Origin of the sequence: Alistipes senegalensis JC50 (assembly GCF_025145645.1) — a bacterium.
GTDB classification, from domain to species: Bacteria; Bacteroidota; Bacteroidia; order Bacteroidales; family Rikenellaceae; genus Alistipes; species Alistipes senegalensis.
In genome coordinates this window covers 1,909,681-1,926,092 of the sequence record NZ_CP102252.1, presented here as the reverse complement: position 1 = coordinate 1,926,092, position 16,412 = coordinate 1,909,681, and the positions used below count along the sequence as shown (strand labels likewise).

The 16,412-nt window shown below is 57.1% G+C and carries 14 protein-coding genes; 5 read left to right on the top strand and 9 right to left on the bottom strand.

Going from position 1 to position 16,412, the window contains the following annotated elements:
- Positions 1-57 precede the first annotated feature (57 nt).
- A complete protein-coding gene (locus NQ519_RS07530; RefSeq protein ID WP_019151777.1) occupies positions 58-1,389 on the top strand; it encodes a hypothetical protein in 1,332 nt (443 codons plus the stop codon).
- A gap of 475 nt (positions 1,390-1,864) precedes the next feature.
- On the opposite strand, the gene NQ519_RS07525 is transcribed toward NQ519_RS07530, so the two are convergent.
- The 6 genes from NQ519_RS07525 to NQ519_RS07500 form a co-directional block, all read right to left on the bottom strand.
- Positions 1,865-3,361, bottom strand: a complete 1,497-nt coding sequence (locus NQ519_RS07525; protein WP_019151778.1) for a RagB/SusD family nutrient uptake outer membrane protein — start codon at positions 3,359-3,361, stop codon at positions 1,865-1,867.
- A gap of 31 nt (positions 3,362-3,392) precedes the next feature.
- A complete protein-coding gene (locus NQ519_RS07520; protein WP_147513270.1) occupies positions 3,393-6,554 on the bottom strand; it encodes a SusC/RagA family TonB-linked outer membrane protein in 3,162 nt (1,053 codons plus the stop codon).
- Between the two features lie 307 nt (positions 6,555-6,861).
- Positions 6,862-6,993, bottom strand: a complete 132-nt coding sequence (locus NQ519_RS07515) for a hypothetical protein (RefSeq protein WP_019151780.1) — start codon at positions 6,991-6,993, stop codon at positions 6,862-6,864.
- A 364-nt stretch (positions 6,994-7,357) separates the two neighbouring features.
- Positions 7,358-8,014, bottom strand: a complete 657-nt coding sequence (gene upp / locus NQ519_RS07510) for a uracil phosphoribosyltransferase (RefSeq protein ID WP_019151781.1) — start codon at positions 8,012-8,014, stop codon at positions 7,358-7,360.
- Positions 8,015-8,036: 22 nt separating this feature from the next.
- On the bottom strand, positions 8,037-9,257 hold the full coding sequence (gene hflX, locus NQ519_RS07505) for a GTPase HflX (protein ID WP_019151782.1): 1,221 nt from the start codon (positions 9,255-9,257) through the stop codon (positions 8,037-8,039).
- A gap of 138 nt (positions 9,258-9,395) precedes the next feature.
- Entirely contained in the window at positions 9,396-10,079 is a 684-nt protein-coding gene (locus NQ519_RS07500) for an energy transducer TonB (protein ID WP_019151783.1), read from the bottom strand.
- A 159-nt stretch (positions 10,080-10,238) separates the two neighbouring features.
- On the opposite strand from NQ519_RS07500, the gene rlmN reads away from it, so the two are divergent.
- A complete protein-coding gene (gene rlmN, locus NQ519_RS07495; protein WP_019151784.1) occupies positions 10,239-11,261 on the top strand; it encodes a 23S rRNA (adenine(2503)-C(2))-methyltransferase RlmN in 1,023 nt (340 codons plus the stop codon).
- Positions 11,262-11,338: 77 nt separating this feature from the next.
- Complete coding sequence (locus NQ519_RS07490; protein ID WP_019151785.1) at positions 11,339-11,758, top strand: thioredoxin fold domain-containing protein; 420 nt, start codon at positions 11,339-11,341, stop codon at positions 11,756-11,758.
- A 16-nt stretch (positions 11,759-11,774) separates the two neighbouring features.
- On the opposite strand, the gene rsmG is transcribed toward NQ519_RS07490, so the two are convergent.
- The 3 genes from rsmG to NQ519_RS07475 are packed head-to-tail and all read right to left on the bottom strand — an operon-like array spanning position 11,775 to position 14,111.
- The gene (gene rsmG, locus NQ519_RS07485; protein ID WP_019151786.1) at positions 11,775-12,398 is read right to left on the bottom strand and encodes a 16S rRNA (guanine(527)-N(7))-methyltransferase RsmG; all 624 of its coding nucleotides are present in this window, start codon (positions 12,396-12,398) and stop codon (positions 11,775-11,777) included.
- Positions 12,399-12,402: 4 nt separating this feature from the next.
- The gene (locus NQ519_RS07480) at positions 12,403-12,966 is read right to left on the bottom strand and encodes an RNA polymerase sigma factor (RefSeq protein ID WP_019151787.1); all 564 of its coding nucleotides are present in this window, start codon (positions 12,964-12,966) and stop codon (positions 12,403-12,405) included.
- Entirely contained in the window at positions 12,957-14,111 is a 1,155-nt protein-coding gene (locus tag NQ519_RS07475) for a glycosyltransferase family 2 protein (RefSeq protein ID WP_019151788.1), read from the bottom strand. The genes NQ519_RS07480 and NQ519_RS07475 overlap by 10 nt, the downstream gene beginning before the upstream one ends.
- A gap of 59 nt (positions 14,112-14,170) precedes the next feature.
- Here NQ519_RS07475 and tgt point away from each other — a divergent pair, with 59 nt between their 5' ends.
- Together tgt and NQ519_RS07465 are read left to right on the top strand one after the other, a co-directional pair.
- Complete coding sequence (gene tgt, locus NQ519_RS07470) at positions 14,171-15,301, top strand: tRNA guanosine(34) transglycosylase Tgt (protein WP_019151789.1); 1,131 nt, start codon at positions 14,171-14,173, stop codon at positions 15,299-15,301.
- Between the two features lie 3 nt (positions 15,302-15,304).
- Positions 15,305-16,408, top strand: coding sequence for an LptF/LptG family permease (locus NQ519_RS07465; protein WP_019151790.1), 1,104 nt, complete (start codon positions 15,305-15,307; stop codon positions 16,406-16,408).
- Positions 16,409-16,412: the final 4 nt, after the last annotated feature.

The window sequence follows — 16,412 nt, the reverse complement described above, 5'->3', positions numbered from 1 at the left end:
TAGGCTCAAAATCACGTAGAACCTGAAACGATCATCAACTATAACCTTAAACACATTATGAAAACCATCTTGAAACTCTTCATGCCGGTCCTGTTCCTCTTCGGGACAACGCTGCTCGCGGGATGCGAGGATTCGAAACCGCCCATCGACGAAAGCGAACCCGAAAATCCCACGCTCTTCGAGTACATCCTGACGGTCGTGGACGACACCACCGGCCAGCCACGCGCCGATGAATCCGTCACGATCAAACGCACCAACAAGGCGGGCGACGTCGTACACTCTTCGACGGATTACGCCACCGACGCCAACGGCGTGATTTCAATGAACGTACGTTCGGGTTATTACGTCGCCGAAGCGGCTTTCGAACCAGGCGGAAAGAAGGATGTCACCCATAAGTTCGAGATCGCCAACCACCTGCTCAAATCGACGATGCACCTCAAGGACCCGAATCCCGATATCTACCCACATCAATCCGTCGTCACGGTCCGGAACGCCAAAACGGGCAGCGTCTGGGCACAAAAGGAGTTCAAACTCTACTCCGTAGCCGCCGGCGCTGCGACTCACATAGGCACCTATACCACCAATACCGACGGCAAATGGACGGGCGAACTGCTCTCAGGTCTTTACCGCATCACTTGCCGGTTCGACGACTCCCTGCCGGAGATGACTGCCACGACGGCCGACTTCGTGATCAAGCGCGACATGCCCAACACGGGCGAAATCGACGTACTGCCAGTGCTTTTTTGGGATGACTTCAGCTGGGTCAGGGCCGATTGGGGTGAACAGATGATCGACGGGCAGCTGGCCGAGATCATGCCGTGGTATGCGAGCGTCGATCCGCCCGCCGCAAACTCCGCCGCACAGCGCGAGCAACAATGGACCAACCTCACCAATCAGGAGCACATCGCCATCCGCGATTCGAAAGGCTACCTGACACCCGGAACATTCCAGCCTACCGGCACTGCCCGCTTTATATTCTTCCGCACGGGCATCATCAAGTTCGGCACGACCAAACGCAGCGGCGCCCTCGGCACACCGAAAATCGCCGGTTTGGCAGCCAACTCGACGATTCTCTTTACTTTCGACGCCAATCCGCTGCACACCGTGAGCGGCGGCGCATGGAGCATTCCTGACAGCAAAAATGCCCTGAAACTAAAGATCACGCTGTCCGGCGCAGGCTCCTTCAAAGAGGGCGAAGCCGTGAGCGAAGTGCTTCTCGACAACCCCAGCGGCCTCGAAGGCGGCTGGCCGGTAGACCGATGGAACAACCTTTCAGTCACGGTTTACGGAGCCGATGCCAATACGCAGATCGTAATCGGCACGCCCAACGAACCCGATAAACCTGCCCGCTTTATGGTTGACAACTTCGTAATCAAAGAGGTTCTTTAGATAATCAGCATCAGCCGAGAGAACGGGGATTTCGTATGAAATCCCCGTTCTTCTTTATATTACCACCCCTTTCCCGCCTTTCATACACCCGCTCTCCGACCTCGACTTCTCCGACAAGAGCCAGCCCGCTTGGCTTCACCGATTCCCGGACAGCCGATAACCTGCCACCCCAAAGACACCGCCAAGCAAGCCTTCTCTAACCTGCTCCGCGCCCCTCTCCCGAACAACCCGCCCCAATGCACCAGACAATCCGTCCCTTCGACAATTTCCGACAATTCCCCACCCAGAGTACCCGCAATCACCCGACAAACTTCACAAATCCCCGTCTTCCGACGCCGACAAACATTCGTCTGTATCGCCGCTCCGACTCTCCCTGAGATCCCGAATACTTTCGACATCCCAATGCCCTGAAACCCCAAAACACAAAAAAACGGAGCCGGTTGTGCCGACTCCGTTCCGAACTATTTACAGACATTTACTCGATCGTACCTATCTCGGTCTGAATCAGGTTCGGGTTCTTGTTCATCGCCGTATTGCTGATCGGCCACAGCAGAATGTTCTTCTCGTTCTCCCGGCCGACAAGACTCGGCACCTCGTTGAAGACCACACCGAGACGAATAAAATCCCACCAAAGTTTGCCTTCGGCGCAAAACTCCTTCTCGCGTTCACGCAGAAGCACGGCATCGACCTCCTCTTTCGAAAGTGTCTTAGGATAGAAATTGGTGCGGCCGTAAGCGCGCTGCGCTACTTGGTTGATCGCATCGACCGCAGCATCCTTCTGGTTCTGGTCGTTCTTGATCTCGGCATCGAACATCAGCAAATCCGCATAACGGTAAACGATGATGTCCGAATCGAAAATCCGCGCTCCCTCGGTCCACGTACCGGCATATTTGTTGATCCAGCGATGCGTCGTGTTGTTCTTCTCCACGTCGAGGAAAAAATCGTAGCTCACGCGCGCACGGGAATCCTCCACGCTGACGCCGTTCACGGTCGTCTCGTCGATCACCTCTCGAAAAGCCTCGGTGAACATCGCCCACTGCTGATGGCTGCCCACCTTCACGGGATTCTCGACGTATTTCTCCGAAACATACTGAATGGCGCAGAGCCAGTCGGACTGGAAACCACCCTCTTTTTCGTCCTTTTTCATGCTCCAAGCGAAGAGCACTTCGGAATTGAGCTTGTTGGTCACCGAGAATATGTCGGCGAATTTACCGAGAAGCTGCTTGCCGGAAGCCGCAGCAGCAGCCAATGCATTGTCGCATGCCGTCCGGGCATCGGCGAGTGCCGTAGCGTCCTTGCGCACCTTCGCCATCCACAAGTAATAGTCCGTCTGCATGGTATACGCAGCAGCGAGCGTCGGAATGTCAGCACTCGATACCGAAGCATTCTTAAGGTAATCCACTGCCGCCACGATGTCGTCACCGACCTGCCGGAATACATCGTCCGCAGGATCGCGCGAAGGGAACAGCCCCTCCTGCCCGTCCGACTCGAAACCGGCCGTCAGCACCGGAGCGTCGCCCCAGACACGGCCGATCCAATAGTAGCAGAAAGCGCGAACGAAATGGGCGGCACCCAAGATCTGATTCTTCTGCCCCTCGTCCGTAAAGCCGATTCCCGGCACGTATTTGAGAATCAGGTTAGCATGATTGATCGTCGTATAGAGACTCGTCCAGTCCGCCTGGGCATGCGTCGAAGCGATGTTGTTGGTATATACGAAATCACGCGAAGGCTGCGTTTCGTTTCCCTTGCCCCAGATCTGTGTGCGGTACTCACCCCAATACATATAGTCCGTGGCGAATGCCGCGCGGAAAGTACTCATCATGCCGTACATGTTGGCCAACGCATTGGACTGGCTGCCCCACGCATCGCCGCCCGTAACCTGCCCCTTCTGCGCGATGTCCAGATCGCCGTGACAGGAGACTCCGGCCAGCGAGAGGGTAATCAGGCACAATATTCCGAATATCTTTTTCATAATCGTATATTTAACTTAATTTCTGCAATATTTAGAAAATCACCTTGATTCCGAGCGAAATACGACGGATCGGAGGATAGTTGTTATAGCCTGCGGCGTTCGTACTCATCGTACCCACCTCAGGCGATACGCCCGGGACTGCGGTAAAATAGTGCAGGTTGTTTCCTGCCAAAGTGATGGAAGCGCCCTGCATGCCCAACTTCGAAACGAACTTCTTGGGCAGGTCCCACGCAAGACTCAGCTCTCGGACACAGAGGTAGTCGCCCTTGAACGCAAAGACATCGGAGTCGTTCTTGAAATTGGCCGAAACACTCTCACCGCCCGAATAGAAGCGAGCGTACTTGGCATCCGGATTCTGAGGCGACCACGTGTCGAGCACGCCGGCGTTCAAGGCCGTATTCCCCGTAAAGGTATTGATGAACTGACGGGCCATCTGTGCATGGCGGATGGTGTGCCCGATAGCCCAGTCGAGGTAAACGTTTAGTGAAAGGCCCTTGTAACGGAACGTATTGCTGAGACCGCCCGTCGAGTGAGGCACACTGTAACCAATCACAAACTTGTCCTCGGAATTAATCTGCTCCACCTCCTCACCGTTCACCACGGCCTTGGTCGTACCGGGACGGTTAACCCATTCGTAGTCGCCCATATTCTTACGGCCCTTCACGGTCGTGCCATCATCAGGATTGTAACCTTTCGAATAGCTGTCGTAGAGCGCCGCGGCAAGTTGTTCAGGCGTACGGATGATATGCTTCATCTTGAAGGCCACCACCTGATAGAGCGGCTCGCCCTCAGCGATACCGCCGAAATACTCGTTGGTGTTACCCACGCGAATACCATCCACACGATTCTGCGGCAGGCCGTTGTCAGGCAGCTTCACCACCTTGTTCTTCACGTAGCTCCACGTGAATTTCGACTCCCACGAAAAATTCTTCTTCACGATATTGCGGCTGCTGATCTCAAGGTCGAAACCATAGAAGCGCACCTTGCCGATATTCGTCTTCACGCTCGAAAAACCGGTCGTATTGGGCATATCTTTCGAATAGATCAGATTGTCGGTCAGACGATTAAAATAGTCGGCTGTCACCATCAAACGGCTGCCGAACATCGACAAGTCGAAACCGGCATCCAGCTGCGTAGTCACCTCCCACTGCAAATCCTGATTCGGCATCACGGCGGGGTGGAGTCCCGGATTACCGTTGTAGAAGTTCACGTTGTACTTGCCGCGCGCGTCATTGACCGAAATGTAGTTGTTACCGGTCTGACCGTAGCTCACGCGAAGTTTCAGGTCGTCCACAACCCGGCGGGTAGACTCCATGAAGTTCTCTTCCGAGATCATCCAGCCGGCGGACATGGCCGGAAAATACCCCCACTGATTGCCTTTGAGGAACTTTGACGATCCGTCGGCGCGGAACGTCGCGGTAAGCATATATTTTTTCTTATAGTCGTAATTGATACGACCGAAATAGCTGAGCATCACGATTTCGGAAAAGCTGCTCGTACTCGATGTACGGTCGGGCTGCGCCGTCAGCGTAGGCGTCAAATCCGACCCTCCGCCCTCAGCGGAAGCAGCGAATGCATTGGTTTTATCACGCGAATAGGAATAACCGGCCATGGCCGAAAAACTATGCTTCCCGGCGAAGGTGCGGGAATAATTCACATAAGCGTCCAGTTTAGTGCGCGTCAACTCGTTGAAGCTCTCCGTAGTCGGAGTCAAATTCGAGAAATAGCCGCGTTTACGGAACGAACTCTTGCGAGTCACATGGTTGTAGGTCGAAGCGTCCACCGTAGCTTTCAGTCCGTCGATGATCTCCCAATCCAATCCGCCGACGATCGAAAGCCGCTTATTGCGGTTGTCGAAGTCATAGATATAGGCATAATATTCGGGATTCAGCGACGTAGCGTTGTAACCGTACGCCGGTGTCACACCGTCCGCCATGTAACGCTTCATGGTCGGCGCAGCCGAGAGGGCGCGCGAGATAGCATTCATCTGGTTATCGAACTCTTCGCTCCGGGCATCCGAATAATCGACCGTAGCACGCACCCGAAGACGTTTCGTAACATTGGAATTCAAGCTGATACGTGCGTTGAGACGGTCGTAACCCGTGCCCAGTGCCACGCCATCGTCCTTGGTATAGCCCACGCTGGCCGCATAAGAGGTCTTCTCCGTACCGCCGTCGATACCCACGTAGTAATTCTGCCACCAATTGTCGCGGAAGAGTACGTCCTGCCAGTCGTTATCCTGGAAAATCAACCACTTGGTATTGTCCAGCGGGTCACGCATCTTCTTGTAGCCCGCCGGCAGAGCTTCGCCCTCTTCGAGCCAGCGGGTCGAGTAGACTGAATTGGCATCGTTGATCGAACTTGCCGAGAATCCGGAAGTAAAGTTGTTCATGGGACTCGTGCCTTCAGCAATCGAGGTACGCACGATACGGATATAATCCTCGGCGCCGAGCAAGTCGAAACGACGTTCTGCCTGCTGGAAACCGACATTGGCGTCGAATGTCACGCGGGGACCCGTATTGCGCTTGCCCGACTTAGTCGTAATCAGCACTACGCCGTTCGAACCACGCGAACCGTAAACGGCCGTCGAGGCAGCATCCTTGAGCACCTCCATCGACTCGATATCGTTGGGGTTGATTCCCGAAAAAGCACGTTCCACGCCATCCACCAAAATCAGCGGGTCGTTATTGCCGTCGATCGACGAGCCGCCGCGGATGCGGATCACGGGGTCGGCGCCCGGCGTATTGTTGCTACTGTAAACACGCGCACCGGCGATCTTGCCTTTCAGCGCCTCGCCGAGTGTATTGACCGGTGTACCTTTCACCAGATTACCGTCGATTTTGGTCACAGCCGAAGTGATCGTACGGCGCGACTGCGTACCGTAACCCACCACGACCACTTCATCCATACCCACCGCGGCCTGCGTCATAACGACATCCACGACGGTCCTGCTGCCCACCTCGACACGCTGGGATTCAAAACCGAGGAAGAAAAACACGAGCGTTGATCCCTTCGGAGCTTCGATCGAATATTCGCCGTCGCTGTTGGTCGTCGTACCTGTCGAGGTATTCTCGACAATAATCGACACGCCCGTCAATTTTTCACCCGTATTGTCCTTTACCACACCCTTCAGGGCTACATTCTGCGCTAAAGCACCTGCACACAGGAAAATTCCCAGTACGGAAAGCAGCATGCGCGCCATGAGGCCGGCTCTGCTTCTGTTTCTGTTCATTGAGAAAGCTTCAAGCATACTTTAAGTTTTAGATTAATAGTTAGGTTAATAATGAATTCGGTATACTGTCAAGATTTATTAAGTATTATTTAATGACGCAATATAACAATATTTTTTGAGAAAAAAGACATTAATCGCCTTTTTATATTATTTTATATAATATTTATTTGTTTCTACGGTTCGCAACGCCCGTCTATCAGACAACGGACGGTCCACACACCCACCGCATTCACAATGACGAGACGAATACGTTAAAAATCCGATCGGCTTACCTTATATAAACCTGCAACCTTGAGGTTGGAGACGGTTCCGTACCCACCACGATCTCCAGCACTACCGTCAACGCCGCGATTACATCCTCGTACTCCACGCAGACGACGAACGAGTTGATCTTAACCAAGGCGTATAATATAATTAGCGACGCTCTATTGCATATCCTTAATCATTTTAGCGCGATAAGCGACACATACAGGTCTCCCCGCTCTTCCATTGGCCTGAAGTGCACGACTCGACCGACGAAAACATGATGTCGAATGCTCATTCAGAGTGGAAGGCCCTTGCAAAACCTGAAGAGTGGAATAACAATGTAACGACCCGAATGACCAAGTCGTTACACGATGGCCAGCACATTTCTATGCAAGACACAGCAAAACAGACGAGGTTACGATCCAAAAACCGTAACCTCGTCTGGAATTACCCTATTATACTTGAATGTTCGCCCCGCGGCGAGGGATATGCGAAAGCAACTCTATAAAATCGAAAAACTATATTTTTTCGCCGTAGGCCAGGTCTCCGGCGTCACCGATGCCGGGAACGATGTAGGACCGAGAAGTCAGCTCCTCGTCAACGACCGCCGTCCAGATGGTCGTGGTTTTGCGCGGCATGTTCTTCATCGCATAGTCGAGACCCTGCTCGCTGGCGACGACCGCCGCGACGTGGGTATAGGCGGGAGTGCCGCCCTTCTCGCACAAGGCGTTGTAGGTCAGCACGAGCGACGACCCCGTGGCCAGCATCGGATCGACCAGCAACAGCGTCTTGCCCTCCAGACTGCCGCACGAGATGTACTCGACCTTCACGGTGAACTTGCCGTCCTTGGTACTCTTGCGATAAGCCGACACGAAGGCGTTCTGAGCGTCGTCGAAGTAATTCAGGAACCCCTGATGGTAGGGAAGCCCCGCGCGGAGGATCGTCGCCACGACGAGCTGGTCGTCGATCATCTCGACGGTGGCTTCGCCCAACGGCGTCTCGACGACACACGGTTTGTAGTTGAGCGCCTTCGAAATCTCGTAGGCCGTGATCTCGCCGATGCGCTCCATGTTGCGGCGGAAACGCATCGAGTCCTTCTGAATCCGCTTGTCACGGATCTGAGCGATGAATTTGTTGAGAACCGTGTTCTGCTCGGAAAGGATATGCAACGTCATAAATCGGGTGTAGATTTGGTTGTCAATAGAGGAAATTGTTGAACGGATAACGCCCGGCATGGATCTCGCGCACCATGCCGTAGAGGTCCGAACGGAATTTTTCGAGGTTGGCCTTCGTCCGCGCCGAAAGGAAGATGCAGGGCGTGTTGGCCCGTGCGATCCAACTCTGCTTCAACTCGTCCAGCGAACGGTTCTCGCGCGTCGGAGGCGTCAGGTCGTCCTCGTCCTTTTCGACATACGTATAGGCATCGACCTTGTTGAAGACCAGGTAGACGGGCTTGTCGCCCGCGCCGATCTCCTGCAAGGTCTGTTTCACCACGTCGATCTGCTCCTCGAACTGCGGGTGCGAGATGTCCACCACGTGCACCAGCAGATCGGCTTCGCGGACCTCGTCCAACGTCGATTTGAACGACTCGATCAACTCGGTGGGAAGTTTTCTAATAAACCCTACGGTATCAGAGAGCAGGAAAGGTAAATTGTCGAACACCACCTTGCGGACCGTGGTGTCCAGCGTGGCGAAGAGCTTGTTCTCGGCGAAGACCTCGCTCTTGGAGATGAGGTTCATCAGCGTCGATTTCCCCACGTTGGTATAACCCACCAGCGCCACGCGGACCATCGCACCGCGGTTCGAACGCTGCACGGCCATCTGGCGGTCGATCTTTTTCAAGTCCTCTTTCAGTTTGGCGATACGGTTGCGGATGATGCGCCGGTCGGTCTCGATCTCGCGCTCGCCGGCGCCGCCGCGGGTTCCCGTGCCGCCCCGCTGGCGTTCGAGGTGGGTCCACATACCCGACAACCGGGGCAGCAGGTATTCGTAATTGGCCAGCTGCACCTGCGTCTTGGCATAGGCCGTCTGGGCCCGGGACATGAAGATGTCGAGGATCAGGCGCGTGCGGTCCAGCAGGCGGCAGGGCATCTCCTTCTCGATGTTGCGCGTCTGCGAAGGGGACAACTCGTCGTCGAAGATCACCACGTCGATCCCGTTCTCCTTGCAATATCCGGCGATCTCCTCCAATTTGCCCGGCCCGACATAGATGCGCGACGAGGGCTGTGGCAGGCGCTGGGTGAAGCGCTTCACCGAGCGGATGTCGGCCGTCTCGGCCAGAAATTCCAGTTCGTCGAGGAACTCCTCGGCCTGCCGCGGGTCCTGATTGTCCCGGATGACGGAGACCAGCACGGCGCGCTCGCGGCCGTCGGTCGAAAGGGAAGCGTCAGCCGCGGGATTGTTCTTGTTCTCTTCCAAAATTGTCTTTGCCATCAAACGTTCATGTTGCAAACACGATGCTACGAATAAGGGTATCCGCCCGAAAGCAGGATACCCTCAAAAAGTTGAGCCATACGTCTCAATGCTGCCATGCGGAAATCGACCGGCAGAATGGGATCAGTTCTGTACGCGGAAGTCTACCGGGAGGGTGTACTTGACACGCACCACCTGGTTGCGCTGCTTGCCGGGGCTCCACTTCGGAGACTTGCTCAGCACGCGGATAGCCTCCTCGGAGAGCGAACGGTCGGGAGTCTGCAACACCTGGATGTTGGTCAGACGGCCGTCCTTCTCGATCACGAACGACAGAACCACGCGGCCCTGGATGCCGTTTTCGAGGGCGATCTGCGGGAACTTCACGTTCTGCTGCACCCAGTTGCGGAACGTATTGAGGTCACCGCCCTGGAACGAAGGCATGGTCTCGGCGATCAGGAACGGCTGGTCGTCCTCGACAACCTCCTCGGCCACCTCAACCTGCTGGATCACCTCGGTATTCTCGTCGAACTCGGCGAAATCGACCTCGGTGGTGATCTTCGTGTCGTTGGTCACGACCTGCAACAGGTCGGTGATCACCTTCAGCTCCACCTTCCGGGGAGCCTCGGGCGGCTTCTGGTCCTGGCGGGTGATCTCGGTGATCTCCTCCTCGACGATAGCCGTCTGCAAATCAACTTTTTCAATTCGGTGCTCCTTCGGCGTATAGGCGAACGCCGCGATCACAAGGCAGAGCGCGACGATAAGACCGATTTCGAGCAGAAGACCCCGCTTGTTTTGAAGGTCCGCTTTGGGTGATTTCTTGATTTCCATCTATTATAAAAATTTTTAATTGTTCGGGTATAAGCGCGCATGGACACGCTATGCACCACAAATATATGGATAAAAATTCAAAAATGCACGGCCGGGTGCAAAAATCTTCGTTTTTTGCCTACTTTTGTGGGGTAAAAGCGCTTCGAAAACGACAAAAAAATGGCTGACCGCGAAACATTGTACGGCAAAACGCCCGAAGAACTCGCCGCCCTGTGCGGCGGGATGGGCATGCCGCGTTTCGCCGCGCGGCAGATCGCCCGCTGGCTCTACGTCCGCCACACGGAAGACCCGCTGCTGATGACCGACATCGCCGCGGTGCACCGCCAGCGGCTCGCCGAACGGTTTGCCCCGGCGTTCAACGCCCCGGAGCGGGTCACGGAGTCGGCCGACGGAACGAAAAAATACCTGTTCTGCATCCCGGGCGGCCACGCCGTCGAATCGGCCTACATCCCCGACGGAGAACGGGCCACGCTCTGCGTCTCGTCGCAGGCCGGGTGCCGCATGGGGTGTAAATTCTGCGCCACGGGGCGGCAGGGGCTCCAACGGTCGCTCACGGCGGCAGAGATCCTCAACCAGATCGTCTCGCTGCCCGAACGCGACAAACTCACCAACATCGTTTTCATGGGCATGGGAGAGCCGCTCGACAACACCGGCGAAGTGCTGCGGGCCCTCGAAATCCTCACCGCAGAATGGGGTTTCGGCTGGTCGCCGACGCGCATCACCCTCTCCACGGCGGGCGTCGTGCCCGAGTTGCGGCGGTTCCTCGACGCCACGAAGGTTCATCTCGCGGTGAGCCTCCACAACCCCTTCCACGAGGAGCGTGCGGAGATCATGCCCGTCGAACGGGCGTGGCCCGTCGCCGAAGTCGCCGCCATCCTGCGCGAATACGACTTCACCCACCAGCGGCGGGTGTCGTTCGAATACATCGTGATGAGCGGGCTGAACGACTCGCCGCGCCACATCCGGGAGCTGACGCGGCTGCTGAACGGCATCAAATGCCGCATCAACCTGATCCGGTTTCACAAGATTCCCGATTCGCCCTACTTCTCGCCGGACGATGCGGCGATGATCCGTTTCCGCGATGCGCTGACGGCCCGGGGCATTCAGACCACGATCCGGGCCTCGCGGGGCGAGGACATTCAGGCCGCATGCGGGTTATTGAGCGCCAAAGGCGCTCAATAACGATTAAAAATGAAAAATTAAGAATTAAAAATTGCCTGCGGAGCAAAATTTGCAGCGATATGCGAAAAAACGACAGTATGAAAAAACTGATTTTTCTGTTGATGCTCTCGCTCTGTGCGGGCGCCGTGCAGGCCCAGGTGAAATTCGAAACCAAATCGACCGACGCCGTGCGCGAAATGGCCGTCCGGCAAGGCAAACTGGTTTTCATAGACCTCTATGCCGACTGGTGTCCCCCGTGCCGGATGATGGAACGGGAGGTGTTCTCGCGCAAGGACGTGGGCGAATTCATGGACCAGCGGTTCGTGGCCGCCAAATACAGCACAGACAAGCCCACGGGCCGCGAACTGATGAAGAAATACGGCAGCGGCTCGATCCCGCTCTACCTCGTGTTCGACACCGAAGGCGAACTGCTGGGCCGCATCACGGGCGCCGCAGATGCCGAGACCTTCATGGACAATCTCCGCACGATCGTCGCCCGGCAGGCACAAAAAAAATAGGAAGCCGCAGGGCGTCCTATTTCTTGGGAGTATAGACCACCTTTTTGGTCTCGAAAAAATCCTCTTCGAAGAAGCGCGGAATGTCGTAGATATACCACCGTTTGCCCGTCAAGGCGAGCTCCTCGGCCAGGTCCCCGCCTTTGAGGTAGAGGATGCCGTTCGGCAGCGAACCCCGCTCCCCGCGTTCGATCAGGGGCCAGACCCATTTCACGAACTCCGGCATGGCCGTCACGGCCCGCGAAACGACGTAGTCGAAACGCTCTTTCAAGGTCTCGACCCGCACGCAGCGGGGCGTGAGGTTCTCCAACCCGAGGCTCGACGCGACGCCCTCGACCACGGTTATCTTCTTGCGGATGGAGTCCGCAGCGGTGAAACGCACCCCGGGAAAGAGAATCGCCAGCGGCACCGAAGGGAATCCCCCGCCGCACCCCACGTCGAGGATGCGTGCGCCGTCGCCGAACGTACAGACCTTGGCGATGGCCAGCGAGTGCAGCACGTGGCGCAGGTAGAGCTGGTCGAAATCCTTGCGCGAAACGACGTTGATCTTCGCGTTCCAGTCGGCGTAAAGGCCGTACAGAGCCGCGAACCGCTCGCGCTGCACATCGGTAAGGTCCGGAAAATATTTGAGAATCGTCTCCATCGGATCATTTGTTTTCGCCCGCGGCGATCAGCCGGCACATCTGCTCCCGGGCGCGGTGTATCTGGGTTTTGACCGTCCCCAGCGGCAGGGCCAGCTTCGCGGCGATCTCCTCGTAGGAGTACTCCTCGAAGAAGCGCATCAGGATCAGCTGCCTGTAACGGGGCGCCAGCCGGTCGAGGTACTGCTCGATCTGCGACCGCTGCTGGAGGTTGATGACGCTCTCCTCGGGGGTCGGGGCGCTCGACGCAGGGGCATAGAAGCGGTCGTCGATCGACAGGTCGTCCTGACGCCGCCGCACGAAGTCGATGAAGGTGTTGCGGGCGATGGTGTAGACCCACTGTCCGAAGGTGTAATCGGCGCTGTAACGGTGAATGTTGATATAGACCTTGATAAAGGTCTCCTGCAACAGATCGTCGGCGTCGTTCGCACCGCCCAACCGCTGCACGAACAGACGGTGGATCGCGTCGCGGTAACGGTTGAAGAGGTACTCGAAAGCGGTATTGTCCCCTTCGAGCACCCGATCGACCAACTCCCGGTCCTCGGCTACGATATAGTCGGCTATCTCCATACGCGGTCGTCACGGCGGAGCAGCATGACCCACAGCGCCGCGGCCCACAGCGGGCTCAACAGGTCGTAGATGAAATAGCGGCCCATGATTCCGGACTCGCCCAGCCGCCGGGCGACGCGCCGCACTTCGAGAGCCACGACGACGTAACGGACGATCACCAACGCCAGCGCCGCGATCTTATATTCCAGGGGCATCACCGCCAGGGCGCAGGCCGCCGTGGCGAAGAAGAGCACCCGCGACCAGAGCTCCCAGCCGACGTAGGTGCGCACCGCCTGCGGGTAAAAGCGGAAGGCCGAACCGTAATAACGCAACTGGCTCATCCACCAACCCATGCCGCCCCATGTCTTTTCGCGCAGCGTGGCGCGCGGCGAGAGGATGACGCTCACGTTGTCGCGGGTCATAACCTGCTGCATGAACAGGTCGTCTTCGCCGATGTTCATGTTGAGATGGCTGAATCCGTTGGCGCCGAAGTAGATGCGTTTGGTGAAGCCGTAGTTGTGCAGCGTACCCCGGTAGGCGCGGCGCCGCACGGCCCGGGCGATCCAGTTGGCGGAGTGCATCATCCGCCAGGTGCGCATCATGTAGTTCGCAAATCCCTTCCTGCGCTCCACGCCGCAATACCCCACGACGATCTCCCCGCGCATGAAACCCTTGGCCATCAACGACAGCCAGCGGTCGGTCTGCGGCACGGCGTCGGTCGAGGTGAAGACCATGCACTCGTAATGCGCCGACTTGATGCCCACGTTGAGCGCCATCTTGCGCGAAATCGGGAAACGCGGGTCGAGCTGGATCTTCGTCGTGGCGATCTGCGGAAACGACTGTTTGAGCCGCGCGAGGTCCTCGTAAAAATCCGCGTCGTGGCCCACGTAGACGATCACCACCTCGAAATCGGGGTAGTTCTGGGCCAGGATCAGCGGCAGGCGCTCCTCGACGAACGAATAGTCCTCGGAAAAGAGCGGCACGACCACCGACACGGGCGGCTCGGAATCCAGCTCCGCAGCCCGCCGGCTGTTCTTGTAACCGGGAATGCGGCCGTAGGCGAAAATATAGTAATGGAACTGCACGCACAACAGAAGGAGCATCGACCCCGCGAGGGCCGCCCCTTCCCAGCCGTAGCATGCCAGAAAATCATCGAAGAACTGCATATTGGCGAAATATGCGCAAAGATAGAAATATTTTGTGTATTTTTGCCGAATAGTTGAGTATGAAATTTACCCTGCAACATAAAGACCCGTCGTCCCGCGCCCGTGCGGGCGAACTCGAGACCGACCACGGCACGATCCGCACCCCGATCTTCATGCCCGTAGGCACGGCGGCCACGGTCAAAGGCATCTTCCACCGCGACGTGCGCGACGAGGCGCGGGCCCAGATCATTCTGGCCAACACCTACCACCTCTACCTGCGTCCCGGCATGGAGATCATCGAGAAGGCCGGCGGCGTACACCGCTTCTCGACCTGGGAGGGCCCGATGCTCACCGACAGCGGCGGATTTCAGGTCTTCTCGCTCGCGGCGTGCCGCAAGCTGAAAGAGGAGGGATGCCATTTCCGTTCGCATATCGACGGCTCGAAGCACCTCTTCACGCCCGAGAGCGTGATCGACACCGAGCGGACGATCGGCGCCGACATCATGATGGCCTTCGACGAATGCCCCCCGGGCGACGCCCCACGCGAATACGCCGCCAAGTCGCTGGACCTCACGGAGCGGTGGCTCGACAGATGCTTCAACCAATACCACCGCACCGCGCCGAAATACGGACACTATCAGGCGCTGTTCCCCATCGTACAGGGATGCACCTATCCCGACCTGCGGGCCCGAGCCGCCGAGAACGTGAAGCGATACGACGCGGACGGCTATGCCATCGGCGGACTGGCCGTCGGAGAACCGACCGAGGTGATGTACGAGATGATCGAAGTGGTCGATGCCATCCTGCCGGAGGACCGCCCCCGCTATCTGATGGGAGTCGGCACGCCGGTGAACATCCTCGAAGGAATCGCCCGCGGCGTCGATATGTTCGACTGCGTGATGCCGACGCGCAACGGCCGCAACGGACAGCTGTTCACGGCCGAAGGGGTCATCAACATCCGCAACAAGAAGTGGGAGGACGACTTCTCGCCGATAGACCCCGCGGGAACGGCGTTCGTAGACACGCTCTACTCGAAAGCCTATCTCCACCACCTGACGGTCTGCGGCGAGATGCTCGCGGCGCAGATCGCCTCGCTGCACAACATCGCCTTCTACCTGCGGCTGGTCGGGGCGGCCCGCGAACACATCCTCGCCGGGGATTTCGCGGCGTGGAAGGAAGGGATGGTCGCCAAACTGCAAAAAAGGCTCTGACCGATGAAAATGCGTTTTCCGGGGTTCAAGATCTTGGACCGTTACATACTGGGGAAGTTCCTCACGACCTACTTCTTCTCGATCGCCATGATCATCGTCATCGTGGTGGTCTTCGACTATGTGGAGAAGATCGACGACTTCACGGAGCTGCACGCGCCCCTGAAATCGGTCATTCTGGAGTACTACCTCAACTTCATCCCCTACTTCATCAACCAGTTCAGCGGCCTGTTCACCTTCATCGCCTGCATCTTCTTCACCTCGAAGATGGCCTATCAGACCGAGATCGTGGCCATGCTCTCGGGCGGCATGTCGTTCCGAAGGCTGATGTGGCCCTATTTCCTCGGGGCGTTCATCATCGCCTCGCTGTCGCTGACGCTCAATCTCTGGCTGATTCCCATCTCGCAGCGCCACATCGTCAGTTTCGAACAACAGTACATCAAGCGCAAGCAGAACACCAAGTTCAACCGCCACATCTACCGCCAGATCGAACCCGGAATATTCGCCTACATCCGCGGCTACAACGACGGAGCCCGCCAGGCGTCGTTCTTCGCCCTGGAACGCTATTACAGCGGCACGATGACCCATTCGCTCGAAGCCTCCGACGTGAAATTCAACCCCGAGACCAAACGCTGGACCGCACCGCGCTATACCAAACGCGAATTCGACTCGCTGGGCATGGAGACCTTCGAACAGTTCCGCAACCTCGACACGCTCATCAACCTCGATGTCGCGGAACTGGGCGAGATCAACGACCTGATCCAGACCATGAACATCACGGAGCTCAACGATTTCCTCGACCAGCAGCGCGCCAAGGGCTCCGACGCGATCAACATCATCGAGGTCGAACGACACGCCCGCTACGCCTATCCGCTCTCGACCTTCATCCTGACGCTGATCGGCGTCTCGCTCTCCTCGCGCAAGGTGCGCGGCGGAACCGGACTGCACATCGGCATCGGAACGGGTCTCTGCTTCTCGTACATCCTCTTCAACCGCTTCTTCGAAGAGTTCGCCAAGAGCGGAACCCTCCCGCCCGGACTGGCCGTCTGGCTGCCCAACATCATCTATCTGTTCATTGCCGTCTACCTCTACCGGAAGGCGCCGAAATAACCCC